Below are 16,637 nucleotides of genomic sequence, written 5' to 3'. Positions count from 1 at the left end.
GCCGTCAATGTCAAAAAATAATGCATTAACCACACTGTTAAATTTAGCCGAAGATGCCGCCGAAGAGGCGGCAAAAGTGTTGGCTCAGGTGCGCATGACTCACACGCAGATGAGTCAGCAGCTCACTATGCTGGAAAATTATCAGGCAGATTACCGCCAGAAACTGAATCAGACGCTTCACACCGGAATGGCCGCCGATAAGTGGCAGAATTATCAGCAATTTTTAGTCACACTCGATGTGACAATAGAACAGCAGCAAACCCAGTTAACCGTCTGGGCACACCGGGTCAGTGAGGCAAACCGCCACTGGCAGGAAAAACAGCAGCGGGTAAATGCGTTCGATACTCTTATTCAGCGCGCCGATCATGCACATAATCAACGACAGAACCGGCTGGAGCAAAAGCAGATGGATGAATTTGCCCAGCGGGCTACTTTATGGAGAACCCGATAAATGGATGTCAATGCCGGCACCAAACCGATCAGTTCAGCTGACAATGCATTGAATAAACAGGAATCCCCGAAGGCGGAAGACGTACAGGCAACGGTTCTGCCGTTTCAGTCCGTCCTGGATGCACAGCAGCCCCGCCCGGAAAAACCGGCACAGGTCAGTGCGGCCAATGGCGTAAAAAACAATCAACATGATGCTGCTGCCCGTAAACCTGCCGGAGATGCAAAAACCACCGCCGCGCAAAAGCAGACCAGTGAAGATACCCTGGCTCAGCTTAATTTTTCCCGTCGTTTACAGGGTGATACTACCACGGCGGACCTTAATCCTAAGCTGTTACAAGGTGCTGAAGACGGGAATACCGCGCTTCCGGCTTCTGATGAAGCTGACAATGCGTTACTGACAGCACTGAAAGAGCGCCTGACCGGGCGCGACGGTACTGTTGCAGAAAAACCAGTAACAGAGACAAAACTGCATATTGATGACAGCGGGAAAAACAGTGCCAAAACAGCGGAACTGCAGGATGACATCCTGGTAAAAACGGATGATAAACCGCTGATCACCGATGAAAAAATCGACTCACGTACCCTGTTTACTGATGAAAAATCAAAACCGCGTGTCGATCAGCCCCGCTTTTCTTTAGCGGATGCACAGAAAGCCGATCCGAAAACGCTTGCGGACGATTTTATGCCGCTGAATAAAAAATCAGCAGATACAACAACACCGTTATCGCTGGTCTCTGTTACAGAGAACAATAGTGATAACAGTAAAAGTGCATTCAGTATCAAAACTGAAAACAGTGCATTTCAGACTGTCACGGCACCCGGAGCACATACCGCACTGCAAAGCCCGGCAATGATGCCGTCCGCCGCACAGGTATCTGCCACACAAGCCGCAGCACCAACCGCACAGGCAATGCCGCTTACCGGTCAGTTGGGCAGTGAATTGTGGCAGCAGCAGGTCAGCCAGAATATCACTTACTTCTCCCGTCAGGGATTACAGCAGGCGCAACTCAGGCTGCATCCGGAAGAACTCGGCTCGCTGAATATCCATCTTAAAATCGAAGATAATCAGGCTGTTATGCATTTTGTTTCACCACACAGCCATGTCCGCGCCGCAATGGAATCAATGATGCCGGTACTGCGCAGTGCCCTTCAGGAAAGCGGCATTAATCTGGCGCAAAGTTCTGTCGGTCAGGAATACCACGGCGATCAGCAAAACTCCGGGGAGGGTCAGAACGCGCGGCAATCCGGTGAATCACTGTCCGCTGCCGGAAACATCACCGGTCTGAATATTCAGGGTGATACCACCGTCAGTCGTGTGGCGCACAGCGCGGCCCTTGCACGCGGCGGAATAGATACCTTCGCCTGATCCTTATACTTAATGGCGGAGCGCGGGAACTAAAGCCCCGAGTTACCGCCTTTTTGTTTCGTTTTTCCCCCCTTTAGTCCCGCAGAAGCACGCCATAATAGTCGGGTATACAGAGTATGAAACCCCTGACGGGTTTTGCTAAAAGAAATAGGAATTCAGTTAACATGTCGTCTTCACGTAACGCCTCAAAAGGTTCCAATGCCGGGTTACTGGTTTTATTCGCCCTGATTGCCCTCGCGGGTGCAGGTTTCGGTGGCTACAGCTGGTGGTCCCAGCAGGACACCACCACCACGGCCGGTACCGGAGAAGAGAAACGGGCCAATATGCCTGAACCCATCTTCATGGGGGTTGAACCTTTTACCGTGAACCTGCCCGGTGTGAATAACAGCCGTGACCGCGTGTTATATATTGATATGACACTGCGCCTGGCCAACGAACGTTCCCGTGAACAACTCCATGAATATCTGCCGGAAGTCCGCAGTCGTCTTCTGCTGCTGTTATCACAACAGACATCACAGATGCTGGGAACACATGACGGAAAAATTCAGTTAATGAATGCGGTTAAAACCACACTCGCCCCGACGCTGGTTCCCGGTCAGCCGGATCAGGATATTTCGGACGTGTTATTCACTACTTTTATTCTTCGGTAAAGCTGATGAGCGATAATATTTTATCTCAGGCGGAGATCGACGCGCTGCTCAATGGTGATTCGCCATCAGAGTCGCTTCCTGCCGACGGAGCACAGGAAAAAGATAAGGATCAGGTTCGTCCTTATAACCCGAATACTCAGCGCCGCGTTATCCGTGAGCGGATGCAATCCCTCGAAATTATTAATGAACGCTTTGCCCGTCAGTTCCGTATGGGACTGTTCAATATGCTGCGCCGCAGTCCCGACATCACTGTCGGTGGTATTAAAATAGAACCTTATCATGAGTTTGCCCGTAATCTTCCGGTGCCGACTAACCTGAATCTCGTGCACATGCCTCCGTTGCGCGGAACCGCACTGTTCACCTTTGAGCCTGCGCTGGTGTATATCGCCGTCGACAATCTGTTCGGAGGTGACGGTCGTTTTCCGGTTCGTTCTGAAGGTAAAGAATTTACCAATACCGAACAACGCATTATCCACCGCATGCTGAAACTGGCACTGAATGCTTACCGTGATGCATGGAAGCCGATTGCTGACCTGGAAGTGGAATATGTCCGCTCAGAGATACAGGTAAAATTCACTAATATCACCACCTCACCCAACGATATCGTCGTTACGACATCATTTTTGGTCGAGATTGGTAACACCATTGGTGAATTCAGTATCTGTATCCCGATAGCCATGATTGAGCCTATCCGCGAGCGGTTAATCAATCCGCCGATGGAACACGGCAATCAGGAAAATGAAGCCTGGGTGTCAAACCTGGTTACACAGGTGAAGCATTCTGAGCTGGAACTGGTCGCTAATTTTGCTGAAATGCCGCTGCGCATTTCTAAATTACTGCAATTGCAAAAAGGGGATGTGATCCCTGTAGATAAACCGGATCGCCTGATTGTCAGTGTTGACGGCGTACCTGTATTGACCAGTCAGTATGGCACCCGTGATGGCCAATATGCGTTGCGTGTAGAACATTTGATTAACCCTGTATTAAACACTCTGGACGAGGAAAAAACCAATGAGTGAGGCGAATAACACTCCGGGCATGAACCCTGAAAAAAATGATGAATCTCTGTGGGCTGATGCGATGGAACAACAAAAAAAAAGCAGAATCCGGGACTCAGAACCCGTTTGATAACCTTGACAGCCAGAATCCGCTGAGTCAGCTATCCGATATCAATCTGATTATGGATATCCCTGTCCGCCTCTCTGTTGAGCTGGGCCGGACAAAAATGACCATCAAAAAACTCCTGAGTTTATCGCAGGGTTCGGTGGTCGCACTTGACGGACTCGCCGGCGAGCCGTTGGATATTCTGATCAACGGCTATCTGATTGCGCAGGGCGAGGTGGTGGTTGTCTCAGATAACTACGGTATCCGCATCACGGATATTATTACCCCGTCTGAGCGTATGCGTCGTCTGAGCCGCTGATATGATAGCAAACAGCGCCGGGCACGCCGCGTTACCGGCAACAGAAAAAACGGCAGACACTGCCGTTTTTTCTCCGGTAATCACACAACCCTCTGTACCGGGCACGCAGGCGGTCAGCAATACAGACAGTCTGATCCAGGTTTCCGGGGCACTCGGCGGAATAATCCTGCTGATCCTCGCCCTGACCTGGCTTGTCAGAAAACTTGGGTTTTCCGCAAAACTTGCGGGGAAAACAGCACTGCTGACAGTAAAAAGCAGCTGTTCCTTAGGCAGTAAAGAACGGCTGGTGGTTGTGGAGATTCAGGATGAGTGGCTTATCCTGGGTGTCACGGCACAATCTGTTAATTTACTTCACCGCTGTCCGGCAGACCCGGATGCGGTAACAAATGCACCCTCAGCCTTTCACGCATTGCTGAAAACCAAACGGGCCGCGCCTGTTGATAAGCCAATCTGAGAATCCAAGATGTTATTTCACAAACGTGTAATCCCCGTACTGATGCTGCTTTTGCTTCTTCCCCAGGCAGCACTGGCGTCTTTGCCCGGCGTTGTCAGCCATGTACTGCCGGACGGCAGTCAAAGCTGGTCACTGCCGGTTCAGACACTGCTTTTTTTAACACTGCTGGGATTTATCCCTGCGCTGTTGCTGATGATGACCGGCTTTACCCGCATCATTATTGTACTGGGATTGTTACGTAACGCGCTGGGTACGCCTTCAGCACCGCCGAACCAGGTTCTGCTGGGACTGGCGCTGTTTCTCACCTTTTTTGTGATGTCACCGGTCATTGATAAAGTGTACAAGGAAGCGTATCAGCCGTTCAGTGAAGACAAAATCAGTCTGGAAACCGCACTTGAACGCGGCACCGCACCTTTCCGCACCTTTATGCTGGGTCAGACGCGTGAAAGCGATCTGGCACTGTTTGCCCGCATAGCCAAAACGGAAGATATTCAGGAAGCTAAAGATGTGCCGATGCGCATTTTAATCCCTGCCTTTATTACCAGCGAACTGAAAACGGCATTTCAGATTGGCTTTACGCTGTTTATTCCGTTCCTGATTATCGATCTTGTCGTCGCCAGCGTGCTGATGGCGCTGGGGATGATGATGGTGCCGCCTGCCACTGTTTCCCTGCCCTTTAAGCTGATGCTCTTTGTGCTGGTGGATGGCTGGCAGTTGCTGCTCGGCTCTCTGTCACAAAGCTTTTTTAACTAGGAGACGTCATGACACCTGAATCCGTTATGGCTCTGGGAATTGAAGCCATGAAAGTGGCGCTGATGCTGGCGGCACCTTTACTGCTTGCCGCCCTTGCGGCAGGTCTGTTGATCAGTTTATTGCAGGCCGCCACCCAGGTAAATGAAATGACATTGTCATTTATCCCGAAAATCCTGTCAGTTATCAGTGTGATCGTGATTGCAGGTCCGTGGATGCTCAATCTGCTCATCGACTATATGCGCAGCCTGTTAAGTAATCTGCCGTTCATTATTGGTTAATCTATGTTAACCATTACCAGCGAAACACTCACATTATGGCTGAGCCAGGGATTTTATCCGTTTATCCGGATCCTGGCACTGCTGAGCACCGCACCCTTTTTCAATGAAAAACAGTCCATTGGTAAAGTCCGGGTCATGCTGGCCTTTTTTACGGTGCTGATTGTCTCGCCACAGTTACCGGTGGTGAATATTCCGCTGTTTTCCGCGCCCGGCTTATGGGTCATTCTGCAACAAATGGTGATTGGTATAACCATGGGGCTGGCGATGCAGATAGCATTTGCCGCTGTGCGTCATGCCGGTGAAGTGATTGGTTTACAGATGGGTCTATCTTTCGCGACTTTTTTTTGACCCGAGCGGCGGTCCGAATATGCCGATTATCGCGCGTATATTTAACCTGATCGTTCTGTTGCTGTTTCTCTCTTTTGACGGGCATCTGTGGCTGATTCATATTGTGGTTAATTCATTTGATCTGCTTCCCATACAGATACTCCCGCTGAACCGCGATGGCTTCTGGATACTGGTGCAATCAGCTAACCATATATTTTTAAACGGATTGATGCTGGCACTGCCGTTTATTACCTTATTTCTGATTCTTAACCTGGCGTTAGGTATCTTAAATCGCATGACACCTCAGTTATCTGTCTTTGTGGTCGGTTTTCCACTGACGCTGACCGTCGGAATAAGTATGCTCGGTCTGATTATTTCTGTTCTTCCGAGCTATACCGAGCGGGTGATTAATCAGGCGTTTGAACAATTATCACTGATTTTCACACTCTACGCAGGTTGATTGTAAACACCGGACAAAAAAAACGGTAACCACTGAGAAAGTGGTTACCGGCTCCGGTAACTGACGTACAAAAATAGCTTGCTGTGTGTAATCCGGAAACGACTTGAGAAATAACTCTGTTACCAATTCCCTGCTGAATAACCACCATCGACCGGCATAATCGTGCCATTGATATAATCTGATGTCAGCAGAAAACGAATACTGTCTATAATATCTTTAACGGTTCCGACTTTATCAGCCGGGGAAACTAAATTAATTAAATCTTTATTCAGTCCGGAACATGTCGGTGATTCAATATACCCGGGGGCGATGGCATTGATCCGGATATTCTTCTTCGCATATTCCAGCGCAAGCGCCCTGACCAGACCATGAACTCCCTCTTTCACCAGAACACTCAGGGCGGCGGGGATTTTTTGGGATGGTTGCAGCGCAATAGATGACGTCACAACAATAATTTTTCCGCCTTCATTTTTCAACATGTTTTTAATTGCTAATTGACTCAGATTAAATAAACTATAAATATTACTGTTTATTAAATGCTGAAGATCATCTGTAGTTGTTGTTTCAAAAGGTTTGCAGACAAATGCTCCGGAATTATGAATGATAGCATCGATATTTCCGAAATGAATAATTCCCTGCTGGATAATTTCATTCGCAAAGTCGGCTGAATGACTGTCACCGACAATCGGTAAAAATGACGGTTTATTATCCGGCCCCTGCATAAAGGCCTGCATGGCCTGCTCATTGCTGAATACGCCAATCACTCTATAATGTTCATCAAGCAGTGTCCTGGTTAATTGCTTTCCCAGACAACTTTCTGCATCTGTAATGACGGCAGTACGTTGTTGTGGATTCATAAATAACCTGCGCTTATGTTTTTTCTTCAGTAATTGATGGTAGTTATTATATATTTGACCTACGTAAAATAAACTACCCTCAGATTACTTCATTATTAACCCGAGGTTAACAATGCCGCGTCACTTTGATGATTTAATGCTGGGAACTCTGGAATTGTTTTGCCGGGCCGCAGAGTTGCAGAGTTTTTCACAGGCGGCAGGCGCACTGAATATTTCTCCCGCCGCCGTCAGCAAAACAATTCACCGGCTGGAGCAGAAACTCGGCTGCGCATTATTTGTCCGCACGACCCGCCATGTCCGGCTGACAGAAGCCGGAGAGCATTATCTGAGCTACTGTAAAACTGCCCTCAATGCCATGTATGATGCAGAAAATGCCTTGCAGGATCTGAAAACAATTCCGGCAGGAAAAATCCGCGTTTGCCTGCCAAATGACTACGCTTATCTGAAAGTGTTTCCGCTGATACCAAAATTTCGCCGGCGTTATCCGCAGATTGAAATCGATTTCAGTCTCCGGTTCCGCATCCCCCGCCAGGAGAACCCCGGTTGTGATATTGTTCTGACAAGCTGGCTGAACTATCTGCCGGACTGGGTGGCAACAAAAATTGATTATTCCGTCTTTTGGGTAGTGGCGTCGCCGGACTATCTGAAGAAAGCGCCGCCGTTAGATACTATTGATGACCTGCGCAATCATAACTGCCTCCAGATGCATCTGCCGGAAAACGTACACGCGCTGCGCTGGCCGTTTGTACTCGACAATAATGAGGTTGTTCATATTGAAACACAAGGTGATATGGCATTCTTTGAAGATGTTATGTCCACCTATTACATGGCGCTCAATGGTAATGGTCCGGCGATAATGCATGATTTTATTGCCCGCAAAGCCGTGGATAACGGACAACTTGTCCGCCTCCTGAAACCCTGGAGCCGGGTTTCACATATTCATTATCTTGCCAGCCCGGCGGATGCAATGAAATCCCCCCGAATCAGAGCCTTCACCGCGTTCCTGGCAGAAGAACTAAAGCCTGCCGATGGTTTTCCGCAGGATGCTGTGATTATTCCTGTCCGGTGATCCCGGGAAAATATAGCCATAAAAAAAAGGCCGTCATAATGACGGCCCCGGAGAGGAATATAACTATCCGTAAATTAACGGCTGAACAGCGACATACTGTTAAGATCTTTAAAAATGCTCTGGGATGCCTGGAACATGGACATCTCTTTCTGATAATCAGAAATAGTGCCGGTCCAGTCAGTCTCCATCAGCTCACTCATGCGGCTGTCATTCTGGATTTTCCGGGTGTCTGACAGGAAATCCAGGCTGTCAATCTCCTGGAGCTGCAAGCCTTGTTTCGCTTCAATGTTGGAGATTTTATCCATTCCGGCTTTAATGCCCTTATTGGCATCTCCCATAGCAGCATTCGCCTTGTCCAGATCTGCCTGAGATGCATTTTGCTGCGGGATCTTCAGAGCTTCCAGCCCTTTATTAATCGCCGTAAACATATCTGCAACTTTTTCACCTTTTGTATTTGTGGTTGTGGCAAACACCTCAGAACCATTGAAATAGCTGATCATTTCACGGTCACTGCCCACGTTTTGGGTGATAGATTTGTCACCGCCACGGTAGATTACATCACCGGTTGTTGCATCCACTTCAAAAGGTGGCTTATCGGATTCATAACCACCAAAAATATAACGCCCGTTGCCATCTGTTGTATTCCCCAGGGAGACTAATTGATCTTTCTGTCCCTGTAGCTGTGATGCCAGAGAATCACGATCCGCATCACTCAGTGTGCCCTGATTAGAGGCCTGAATAACCGTGGTATCCATCTGTGTGGAGACATTATTCATCTGGCTGAGAATACTCATTTGCAGCGTCATCCCTGTTTTTGCAAAACCACGGGTTGAGGCATACTGCTGGTTACGGGTTTCTGACTGGCTGATACGCACCGCCTGTGCCGATGCCTGTGCATCATCAGAAGGCTTGCTGACACGTTTGCCGGAAGCCAGTTTAGAGCCGGCTTCCATCCAGCGGGCGGTTGAATTATTCATATCCGTTACCCGCTGACTGAACATTAAATTAGTACTAAAGCGCATAATAAATTCCCTTATTTACATAATCACTAATCAGAACGCACGCATCAGCGCATCGAATAATTCGTCAACGGTGGACAGCACTTTGGCATTAGCATTGAAAAATTGCTGCATTTTCTGCATCTGAACACTTTCTTCGTTAGTATTAACGCCGGAAATACCCTGTTGATTCTCATACAAAAGGATAGTCACTTTGTTTTGTGTTTCAGAGTTTGACAGGGCCTCTTTCGTTTTACTACCGACATCATTGACCAGAGAGGCATAAAAATCTGACAGGGTTGATGTTCCGCCCACCAGTTTTTGATCCTGTAACTTCACCAGATCTTTGATGTTTTCGTTATTGCTCGCGCCCCCCGTACTATCAGATGCTGCAAAATCAGCCGCATTATTAATCAGGGTATTCATACCACCGATAACATTGTCCACCGGTTTCAGCAGGAAACTGTCCCCGGCCTGTGCGGTGTTATTGCTGATTTTGATATCCATACCATCAAATTTTAAACTTCCGGTTGCGCTGTCAAAATTAGCATTAACCTTTGTCCCTTCCGGCAAACGGGTTACATTCCAGTCAGTACCGTCAAAACTGACATCATAATTATTGCCGGATACCGCTGATACATCGGTATATTTGATGTCAAAATCCGCTTTTCCTTTATTATGCGTGTTGCTCACCACACTGCCGCCGCCAACCGCAAAAAAATCTTTACCGGTATTGCCGTTTGCATCATAGCCTTTGCGATGAACTTCATTAAATTTCTCCGCAAAAACCAGTGCCATCTGATTCAGTTTTTGTCTTGCGGGGTCAATAACTTCACGACGGGAACGCAGAACACCGCTTAACTCACCACCACGGATCTGTTCATCTTTTATTTCACGGACATTCCCGGCTGAATCCACAAACCCGACACTCAGGCGGCTGTCATCTCTGCCCGACGGTATCGCTTCCAGACGGTTTGCCCGTCCGCCTGTTACCAGCGGAAGACCATTAGCAAAAGAGACGTTAAAATTCCCGTTCTGCTCAATAACTTTTACACCAATGACTGAATTCAGCTCATTGACTAAACGATCACGTATATCCAGTAAATCGTTCGGTTCACTGTTATTCACAGACCGGGAATTACTGATTTGTTCATTGAGCTGTGCAATTTTTTCTGCGTAGGTATTAACGTCTTTGATTTTATTATCGAGCTGATGATTAACATCACGATCCATTTCACGCAGACGGCGATCAGCCTCTTTCATCTGATTTACCATGGATTTCGCTTTACCGAGAAATACATCAACCAGCGTTTTATCACTTGCATCGCTGGCAGCTTCATCCAGTGAGGTAAAGAAATTTCCCAGCATACCGGCAATATCATCAGTGCTGTTTGACAGCATATTATCGACATCACTGATATTTTTCAGATACGCTTCATGCTCACCACTGAGTGAACGCGCACCGTTATATTGTGCATTAACAAATTCATCAAATTCACGGCGGACATGGCTGAAATATGTACCATTACCGAAATAGCCATTTGTGGTCATTGTGCCCGGATTCTCACCAAATACCGCACTCTGGCGATGGTAGTAACCGACCCCGGCATTCGCCAGGTTGTTGGAAATAACGCTCAGCCCGCCCTGGGCTGCATTAATTCCGCTTAATGCGTTATTCATTACATTATTCAGCATTCGCTTTTCCTTTGACTGGTGCCTGCTCCCGGGAACAGATGCCATCCGTTTAAAATTATCTCTTACTTAGTTATCGGAAAGACGGCGTAAAAATTTAGTGATATAACTTTATTTTTACACCGCAAACAGATTAGAAAATATCGCTTAAATCGAGGGAATAGGCCTGAACAGCGCGGGAAGCAACCGGATTGGATGGCGCAGTTCCTCTGATCTGGTTAATCAGCGTGATGAGTTTGTCTGAGTAACCCGGATCAGTTGCGTAACCGGCCTTATGCAGGCGCTGTGCCGCCAGTTCCGGGCTTGCCGCCTGCTTCACACCGTGGTAACGCGGGTTTTCTGTCAGCAAGCGGGTGTAATCCGCAATTGCTTCCTCGTAAGAACCGTAAACGCGGAAGTTATCACGCATTTTGATGGTATTACCATCGATAACCTCCGTGGTCATGATATTCGTGACCGGTCCTTTCCAGCTTTTTCCGGCTTTGATACCAAACAGGTTATGACTGGTTTTACCTTCTGCGGTCAGAATTTCACGCTTTCCCCAGCCACTCTCCAGCGCCGCCTGGGCAAGAATAAGCAGATGCGGTACCCCGCTTTTCTGTGACGCCGATTTTGCCGGTTCAGTCAGTTTGGCAATAAAGTTCTGACTGTTCAGTCCCAGTTCGCGGACTTTTTTCAGAGGTGCGCTTAACATATCACCAGCCGAACTGAATTTGCGCATCAGTTGAGCCATCGCCTGTTGTGGCATCGATTGCACAACGGAGGCATCACCCAGTGACATCATTGATGAGTTAAGCGGCATTTCCGTATCCTGATTGCCGGAAAGCTGCTGATACATCATCTCGCCGAATCCCAGCCCTTTTTGTGACAGGTTTTGTGCGATTTGCTGATCGTACATACTGGTCATCATCCGGGTCTGATCACTGGAAAACATACCATCCTGCGGCAGTGCCGCCCGCATACTTTTGAGCATCATCTGAACAAATGTCGCTTCCAGTTGCTGCGTCACCTGACGCAGCCCCTCTTCCGGTTTCTCATTCAGTTGTTGCTTCAGGCTGCCCAGCGACTGCACGTCATAAGCAGCACTCTGCATTAACTGCACGTCGCTCATCAGATAATCTCCAGCTTCGCCCGCAGACAACCGGCACTTTCCATCGCCTGCAAAATAGACATCAGATCGGTCGGCGTTGCCCCTAATGTATTCAGCGCCTGAATAACCTGATTCAGATTTGCCCCTGCATTCACTTTTTTCAGTGTGCCGTCCTGCTCGCGGATCCCGACATTGGTATTGCGTGTCACCACTGTCTGACCGCCGGCAAATGGCGTATCCGGTTGATTAACCTGAGTATCACGATCTACCGTAACCGCCAGGCTGCCGTGTGCGACAGCGCAACTTTCCAGTGTCACCGTGCGGTTTATCACCACAGAGCCGGTACGGGAGTTGAGAATAACTTTAGCGTCTGTCTGCGGCGGACGAATATTCAGATCCTGCACTCTTGCCAGAAAACGCACCTGGTCACTGTTACTTTGCGGAACCCGTAACTGCACAGTGCGTGAGTCCAGCGCAGTCGCCGTACCGGAACCGTTCATCCTGTTAACCGCATCCGAGATATCCTGCGCCAGGGCAAAACTGTCTTCATTCAGCTGAAGATTGATAACACCACTCTGACCAAAGCTGCCTGCCAGTTCGCGCTCAATACTGGCACCGCCGCTGATACGCCCGCCCGCTAACTGGTTAACTTTAATACTGCTGCCACCGGCACTGACACCGGCTCCGCCGACCAGGATATTCCCCTGCGCGAGCGCGTACACCTGCCCGTCCACACCTTTGAGCGGTGTCATCAGCAATGTGCCGCCACGCAGGCTTTTGGCATTACCCATCGAGGAAACCACAATATCAATAGATTGCCCGGAACGACCAAATGGCGGCATTTTTGCGGTAACCATAACAGCCGCCACATTTTTCAGCTGCATATTGGTGCCCGGCGGAACCGTGATCCCCATCTGGGATAACATGTTGCTCAGACTCTGAGTGGTAAACGGCGTCTGCATCGTCTGGTCACCGGTGCCGTCCAGCCCCACGACCAGCCCGTAGCCAATCAGGGCATTTTCACGAATTCCCTGAACACTCGTCAGGTCTTTGATCCGCTCACTATGAGCCGGGGCACTTAATACACCCAGAACCGCAACCAGCAGACCAGCCAGTACTTTTTTCATTATCATTACCTCTGCTCAGTACGGTGATACATTCAGGAAGAAGCGCTGTAACCAGCCCATATTCTGCGATTCATTAATATAGCCATCGCCTACATACTCAATACGGGCGTCTGCAACCTGAGTCGAACTGACGCTGTTATCCGCACCGATTGTGCGCGGATTGACCACGCCGGAGAAACGGATAGATTCCGTTCCCTGATTGATAGCGATCTGTTTTTCACCCACAACATGCAGGTTGCCGTTTGCCAGAAGTTGATCCACCGTGACAGTAATCGTACCTTTAAAGGTGTTTTGTGCGTTTGCGCCGCCTTTGCCGGAAAATTCACTGTTGCCTTTCACATCCAGCTCAGTGTTACCGCCGCCGAGCCAGCCGCTCATAAAGCCCGGCAATATTGAGGCGAGGAACCCGGTTTTCCCGGCACGGTTTGCATTCGCGGAGGAGTTTTTACTGGCGCTGACATTTTCCTGCAAATTAATCGTCAGGATATCCCCGGTATTGCGGGGACGTCTGTCCTCAAACAGAGGCTGATAGCCGTAAAAAGCCGGCTGCGCGCTCTGAAAAATAGCCCCGTTGGGTGCCGGAGCTGTCGGTGCCACCGGTAAGGCGGTTGTTTTGGTGTCCACCAGAGGTTTTGGCTTGATGTAAGCACAGCCGCTGAGTGAAACAGCAATCACTGCTGCCGCCACCAGTCCGCGCCCGGAAACAGACAAGGCAGGAGAACTTGCGCAATCCTGCTGCTGTGGAACAATGCCATTTTCAGTCATCTTTTTACTCTTGCTGTTCTGTGCGTGTCTCAGTAAAAAAGCCCTGTCCGCAATTCATTCGCGGACGGGGCGGGGAATTACAGCTGAGTCAGACGTTGTAACATCTGGTCAGAGGCGGAAACCGCCTTACTGTTGATTTCATACGCGCGCTGAGTCTGGATCATATTGACCAGTTCTTCGGCTACGTTGACGTTGGAAGTCTCTACCATTCCCTGATAAATACGCCCTGCGCCATTTGTTTCAGGCGCACTTTCAGTCGGTGCACCGGAGCTGGCGGTTTCCATGTACAGGTTTTCACCCATGCTTTCCAGACCGGCATCATTGATAAAGGTCGTCAGCGTGATTTGTCCGATCTGCTGTGGCTGACTCTCACCATACATGGTGACAGAGACAGTACCATCGCGACCGATTTCCATCTTCTGCGCCCCTTCCGGGATCATAATGGCAGGCACAACCTGATAGCCGGATGATGTCACCAACTGACCATTCTGATCAGGATGCAGAGAGCCGTCACGGGTATAGGCATCAGAGCCGTCAGGCATCTGAACATGGATAAAACCCTGCCCGCTGATCGCAATATCAGTCGAGGTACCGGTTTTATTCAGACTGCCCTGCTCATGAATACGGGTGGTCGCCACAGGGCGGACACCTGTACCCAATTGCAGACCGGTCGGCAAAGAGGTTTGTTCGGAACTCAGCGCACCCGGCTGGCGGATGTTCTGATAGAGCAGGTCTTCAAACACAGCGCGCTGGCGTTTAAAACCATTAGTGCTGACGTTCGCCAGGTTGTTGGAAATAACATCCAGGTTTGTCTGCTGGGCTTCAAGCCCGGTTTTTGCAATCCATAATGAACGGATCATGATAATTCCTTACTAAGTATTAACTTACAGCCAGCAGCTGATTCGCCCGCTGGGCATTTTCATCCGCGCTGTGGACGACTTTCATCTGCATCTCAAAATGGCGTGCGTTGGCTATCATCTCCACCATCGCCTGTGCCGGATTGACATTACTGCCTTCCAGCACACCCGCCATCACTTTGCCGCGCTCACTCATTGGCAATGCATTGCCGTTGGTGTTACGGGCAAGCGGTGTCAGATGAAACAGCCCGTCTTCACCGCGCATCACATCCTGCGGCTTCGCTTCCACCATTTTCAGACGACCAATCTGCCCGAGCATCGTCGGTGGATCAGTCGGGATGAGCGCCGTAATGGTTCCGTCGCCGCCGATAGTAAGCTGTGCATGCGGAGGCACATCAATCGCCCCGCCGTCGCCCTGTAACAGGTTTTCACCCAGCATCAGCTGACCATCGGCTGAAATCTGAATATTCCCGTTACGGGTGTAGGCTTCATCACCGCCCGGCAGTGCAACAGCCAGAAAATGTCCGTCGTTAAGCGACACATCCATTGATCGCCCGGTATAATTGAGCGGTCCCTGACTCATGTCCGCCCCGGGTGTTGTGGAAACCACCAGTGTCCGGGTCTGTTCCGTGTCACCATTGACAGGAACGGCGCGCATAGCGGATAACTGTGCTTTAAACCCGGACGTTGAGACGTTGGCAATGTTGTTCGAGACAATGGCCTGATTTTCCAGCGCATGTTTAGCGCCACCCATTGCCGTATAAATAACGTGATCCATGACCGCCCTCAGTACTTAGCGTAAGTTAACCAATGTTTGCAGCATCTGATCCTGCGTTTTGATGGTCTGTGAGTTGGACTGATAGTTACGCTGCATCACAATCATATTGATCAGTTCCTGGCTCATATCCACGTTGGATGCTTCAAGCGCGCCGCCGGTCAGGTTACCGAACTGACCCGTTCCCGGCACACCGTCCATCGGGTTACCGGAGGCATTGGTTGCTTTCCAGACGTTACCGCCCTGAGAGGCCAGTCCGTTCGGGTTAGCAAATGAAGACAGTGCCATTTTGCCGACAGTACGCTTCTGCTGGTTTGAATAGCTGGCAGTAATTGTGCCGTCGTTTTCGATTTTAAAGTTGGTGTATTCACCGGACTGATAACCATCCACGTCAATTTTGCTGACGGATGATTCAGTGACTTTCTGCTGACGGGTTTTATTCAGGCTCAGATCAATCGCACCGGGATCAGCACCGTTTAATCCTTTATAAGCAACTGTAAAATCGGCAGGACCTTTCAGTTTACCGTTACCATCAAACTCCATAGGACCCAGATCCTGAATTACCGATGTTTTATCAGTACTGTCCTTTGCCTTAACATCCCATTTGTTATCCGCTGTTTTCACAAAGTAAACAGCAATTTCATGGGTATTTCCCTGACTGTCATACGCGGTCATCGTGGTACTGAAGTTGTAGCTGTCCGGGTTATCAGGGTCAAACGTGGTAACAGTCGGAACTTTGTCGTCGGAGTTCAGGTTAATGGTTAATTCACCTTTGGCTGACGCTTTTGCATCCATCATATCCGTCGGGATATTCAGTGGTTGTGGTACACCACCGGTCTGGATAGTTACATTACCGTTAGCATCCATACCCGCAGGGAAACCACTGACCATCATTCCCTGGTTATTAACGAGATTTCCGCTCTTGTCGCGGTGGAATTCGCCGTCACGGCTGTAAACCACGTCACCGTTGGTATCCAGTAAACGGAAAAAACCGTTACCTGAAATAGCAACATCCGTTGCGCGATCAGTACGGGTAATTGAACCATCTTTAAAATTCTGGGAAATCGCTGCGACGTTTACCCCCAGACCAACACCGGAGCCTGCAAACATATCGGAGAAAGAGGCATGTGCGCCTTTAAAACCGTTGGTTGCTGAGTTGGCAATATTGTTACCTATCGAGTCAAGCCCCGATGAAGCGGCATTCAGACCGCTGACTGCTTGTGAAAAAGACATGTCACCTCCATGA

Annotated in this window: 17 protein-coding genes and 2 pseudogenes; 10 read left to right on the top strand and 9 right to left on the bottom strand. The window is 49.3% G+C overall.

Annotated features, from left to right (window positions below):
- The first annotated feature begins 7 nt into the window (after window positions 1-7).
- The 9 genes and pseudogenes from fliJ (at window position 8) to fliR (ending at window position 6,161) form a co-directional block, all read left to right on the top strand.
- On the top strand, window positions 8-451 hold the full coding sequence (fliJ, locus tag AYY16_RS02405; protein WP_067361554.1) for a flagellar export protein FliJ: 444 nt from the start codon (window positions 8-10) through the stop codon (window positions 449-451).
- Window positions 452-1,816, top strand: a complete 1,365-nt coding sequence (locus AYY16_RS02400) for a flagellar hook-length control protein FliK (RefSeq protein ID WP_067361552.1) — start codon at window positions 452-454, stop codon at window positions 1,814-1,816.
- A gap of 164 nt (window positions 1,817-1,980) precedes the next feature.
- Complete coding sequence (fliL, locus tag AYY16_RS02395) at window positions 1,981-2,466, top strand: flagellar basal body-associated protein FliL (RefSeq protein ID WP_067361550.1); 486 nt, start codon at window positions 1,981-1,983, stop codon at window positions 2,464-2,466.
- Between the two features lie 5 nt (window positions 2,467-2,471).
- Window positions 2,472-3,485 carry a flagellar motor switch protein FliM gene (gene fliM / locus AYY16_RS02390; protein ID WP_067361548.1) on the top strand — a complete coding sequence of 338 codons (1,014 nt, stop codon included), beginning with the start codon at window positions 2,472-2,474 and terminating at the stop codon, window positions 3,483-3,485.
- A pseudogene (gene fliN, locus AYY16_RS02385) lies at window positions 3,478-3,889 on the top strand (flagellar motor switch protein FliN). The gene fliM and the pseudogene fliN overlap by 8 nt, the downstream one beginning before the upstream one ends.
- A 1-nt stretch (window position 3,890) precedes the next feature.
- Window positions 3,891-4,343, top strand: a complete 453-nt coding sequence (fliO, locus tag AYY16_RS02380; protein ID WP_067361546.1) for a flagellar biosynthetic protein FliO — start codon at window positions 3,891-3,893, stop codon at window positions 4,341-4,343.
- Window positions 4,344-4,352: 9 nt separating this feature from the next.
- Complete coding sequence (fliP, locus tag AYY16_RS02375; RefSeq protein ID WP_067361544.1) at window positions 4,353-5,096, top strand: flagellar type III secretion system pore protein FliP; 744 nt, start codon at window positions 4,353-4,355, stop codon at window positions 5,094-5,096.
- A gap of 8 nt (window positions 5,097-5,104) precedes the next feature.
- The gene (gene fliQ / locus AYY16_RS02370; RefSeq protein ID WP_067361543.1) at window positions 5,105-5,374 is read left to right on the top strand and encodes a flagellar biosynthesis protein FliQ; all 270 of its coding nucleotides are present in this window, start codon (window positions 5,105-5,107) and stop codon (window positions 5,372-5,374) included.
- Between the two features lie 3 nt (window positions 5,375-5,377).
- Window positions 5,378-6,161 (top strand): annotated as a pseudogene (gene fliR, locus AYY16_RS02365) (flagellar biosynthetic protein FliR).
- 119 nt (window positions 6,162-6,280) lie between these two features.
- Here fliR and AYY16_RS02360 read toward each other — a convergent pair.
- The gene (locus AYY16_RS02360; protein ID WP_067361542.1) at window positions 6,281-7,018 is read right to left on the bottom strand and encodes an SDR family NAD(P)-dependent oxidoreductase; all 738 of its coding nucleotides are present in this window, start codon (window positions 7,016-7,018) and stop codon (window positions 6,281-6,283) included.
- A gap of 112 nt (window positions 7,019-7,130) precedes the next feature.
- Between AYY16_RS02360 and AYY16_RS02355 the strand changes: the two genes are divergently transcribed.
- Window positions 7,131-8,087 carry a LysR family transcriptional regulator gene (locus tag AYY16_RS02355; RefSeq protein ID WP_067361540.1) on the top strand — a complete coding sequence of 319 codons (957 nt, stop codon included), beginning with the start codon at window positions 7,131-7,133 and terminating at the stop codon, window positions 8,085-8,087.
- A gap of 74 nt (window positions 8,088-8,161) precedes the next feature.
- On the opposite strand, the gene flgL is transcribed toward AYY16_RS02355, so the two are convergent.
- From flgL to flgE, 8 genes are all read right to left on the bottom strand, one after another.
- Window positions 8,162-9,109 carry a flagellar hook-associated protein FlgL gene (flgL, locus tag AYY16_RS02350; protein ID WP_067361538.1) on the bottom strand — a complete coding sequence of 316 codons (948 nt, stop codon included), beginning with the start codon at window positions 9,107-9,109 and terminating at the stop codon, window positions 8,162-8,164.
- Window positions 9,110-9,139: 30 nt separating this feature from the next.
- A complete protein-coding gene (gene flgK, locus AYY16_RS02345) occupies window positions 9,140-10,780 on the bottom strand; it encodes a flagellar hook-associated protein FlgK (protein WP_067361536.1) in 1,641 nt (546 codons plus the stop codon).
- Window positions 10,781-10,910: 130 nt separating this feature from the next.
- The gene (gene flgJ, locus AYY16_RS02340; protein WP_067361533.1) at window positions 10,911-11,888 is read right to left on the bottom strand and encodes a flagellar assembly peptidoglycan hydrolase FlgJ; all 978 of its coding nucleotides are present in this window, start codon (window positions 11,886-11,888) and stop codon (window positions 10,911-10,913) included.
- Window positions 11,888-12,994 (bottom strand): flagellar basal body P-ring protein FlgI, encoded by a 1,107-nt coding sequence (locus AYY16_RS02335; protein WP_067361531.1) that lies wholly within the window; start codon window positions 12,992-12,994, stop codon window positions 11,888-11,890. Before AYY16_RS02335 ends, flgJ begins: the two co-directional genes overlap by 1 nt.
- Before the next feature lie 15 nt (window positions 12,995-13,009).
- Window positions 13,010-13,759, bottom strand: a complete 750-nt coding sequence (locus AYY16_RS02330) for a flagellar basal body L-ring protein FlgH (protein ID WP_067361529.1) — start codon at window positions 13,757-13,759, stop codon at window positions 13,010-13,012.
- 77 nt (window positions 13,760-13,836) lie between these two features.
- Window positions 13,837-14,619, bottom strand: coding sequence for a flagellar basal-body rod protein FlgG (flgG, locus tag AYY16_RS02325; RefSeq protein WP_067361527.1), 783 nt, complete (start codon window positions 14,617-14,619; stop codon window positions 13,837-13,839).
- A 19-nt stretch (window positions 14,620-14,638) separates the two neighbouring features.
- A complete protein-coding gene (locus tag AYY16_RS02320; protein ID WP_067361526.1) occupies window positions 14,639-15,394 on the bottom strand; it encodes a flagellar basal body rod protein FlgF in 756 nt (251 codons plus the stop codon).
- 15 nt (window positions 15,395-15,409) lie between these two features.
- Window positions 15,410-16,624 (bottom strand): flagellar hook protein FlgE, encoded by a 1,215-nt coding sequence (gene flgE / locus AYY16_RS02315; RefSeq protein ID WP_067361525.1) that lies wholly within the window; start codon window positions 16,622-16,624, stop codon window positions 15,410-15,412.
- Window positions 16,625-16,637: the final 13 nt, after the last annotated feature.

Source organism: Morganella psychrotolerans (genome assembly GCF_001676155.1).
GTDB lineage: Bacteria > Pseudomonadota > Gammaproteobacteria > Enterobacterales > Enterobacteriaceae > Morganella > Morganella psychrotolerans.
The sequence above is the reverse complement of the archived record's forward strand: the minus strand, read 5'-3'. Positions and strand labels throughout refer to the sequence as shown.

Bases quoted from the DNA above. Each gene is read 5' to 3' on its own strand.
- AYY16_RS02400 (WP_067361552.1), top strand. From the start codon at position 452: ATGGATGTCAATGCCGGCACCAAACCGATCAGTTCAGCTGACAATGCA.
- fliJ (WP_067361554.1), top strand. From the start codon at position 8: ATGTCAAAAAATAATGCATTAACCACACTGTTAAATTTAGCCGAAGAT.
- AYY16_RS02360 (WP_067361542.1), bottom strand. From the start codon at position 7,018: ATGAATCCACAACAACGTACTGCCGTCATTACAGATGCAGAAAGTTGT.
- fliL (WP_067361550.1), top strand. From the start codon at position 1,981: ATGTCGTCTTCACGTAACGCCTCAAAAGGTTCCAATGCCGGGTTACTG.
- fliO (WP_067361546.1), top strand. From the start codon at position 3,891: ATGATAGCAAACAGCGCCGGGCACGCCGCGTTACCGGCAACAGAAAAA.
- flgG (WP_067361527.1), bottom strand. From the start codon at position 14,619: ATGATCCGTTCATTATGGATTGCAAAAACCGGGCTTGAAGCCCAGCAG.
- AYY16_RS02330 (WP_067361529.1), bottom strand. From the start codon at position 13,759: ATGACTGAAAATGGCATTGTTCCACAGCAGCAGGATTGCGCAAGTTCT.
- flgE (WP_067361525.1), bottom strand. From the start codon at position 16,624: ATGTCTTTTTCACAAGCAGTCAGCGGTCTGAATGCCGCTTCATCGGGG.
- flgL (WP_067361538.1), bottom strand. From the start codon at position 9,109: ATGCGCTTTAGTACTAATTTAATGTTCAGTCAGCGGGTAACGGATATG.
- fliM (WP_067361548.1), top strand. From the start codon at position 2,472: ATGAGCGATAATATTTTATCTCAGGCGGAGATCGACGCGCTGCTCAAT.
- AYY16_RS02320 (WP_067361526.1), bottom strand. From the start codon at position 15,394: ATGGATCACGTTATTTATACGGCAATGGGTGGCGCTAAACATGCGCTG.
- fliP (WP_067361544.1), top strand. From the start codon at position 4,353: ATGTTATTTCACAAACGTGTAATCCCCGTACTGATGCTGCTTTTGCTT.
- flgJ (WP_067361533.1), bottom strand. From the start codon at position 11,888: ATGAGCGACGTGCAGTTAATGCAGAGTGCTGCTTATGACGTGCAGTCG.
- AYY16_RS02355 (WP_067361540.1), top strand. From the start codon at position 7,131: ATGCCGCGTCACTTTGATGATTTAATGCTGGGAACTCTGGAATTGTTT.
- fliQ (WP_067361543.1), top strand. From the start codon at position 5,105: ATGACACCTGAATCCGTTATGGCTCTGGGAATTGAAGCCATGAAAGTG.
- flgK (WP_067361536.1), bottom strand. From the start codon at position 10,780: ATGCTGAATAATGTAATGAATAACGCATTAAGCGGAATTAATGCAGCC.
- AYY16_RS02335 (WP_067361531.1), bottom strand. From the start codon at position 12,994: ATGAAAAAAGTACTGGCTGGTCTGCTGGTTGCGGTTCTGGGTGTATTA.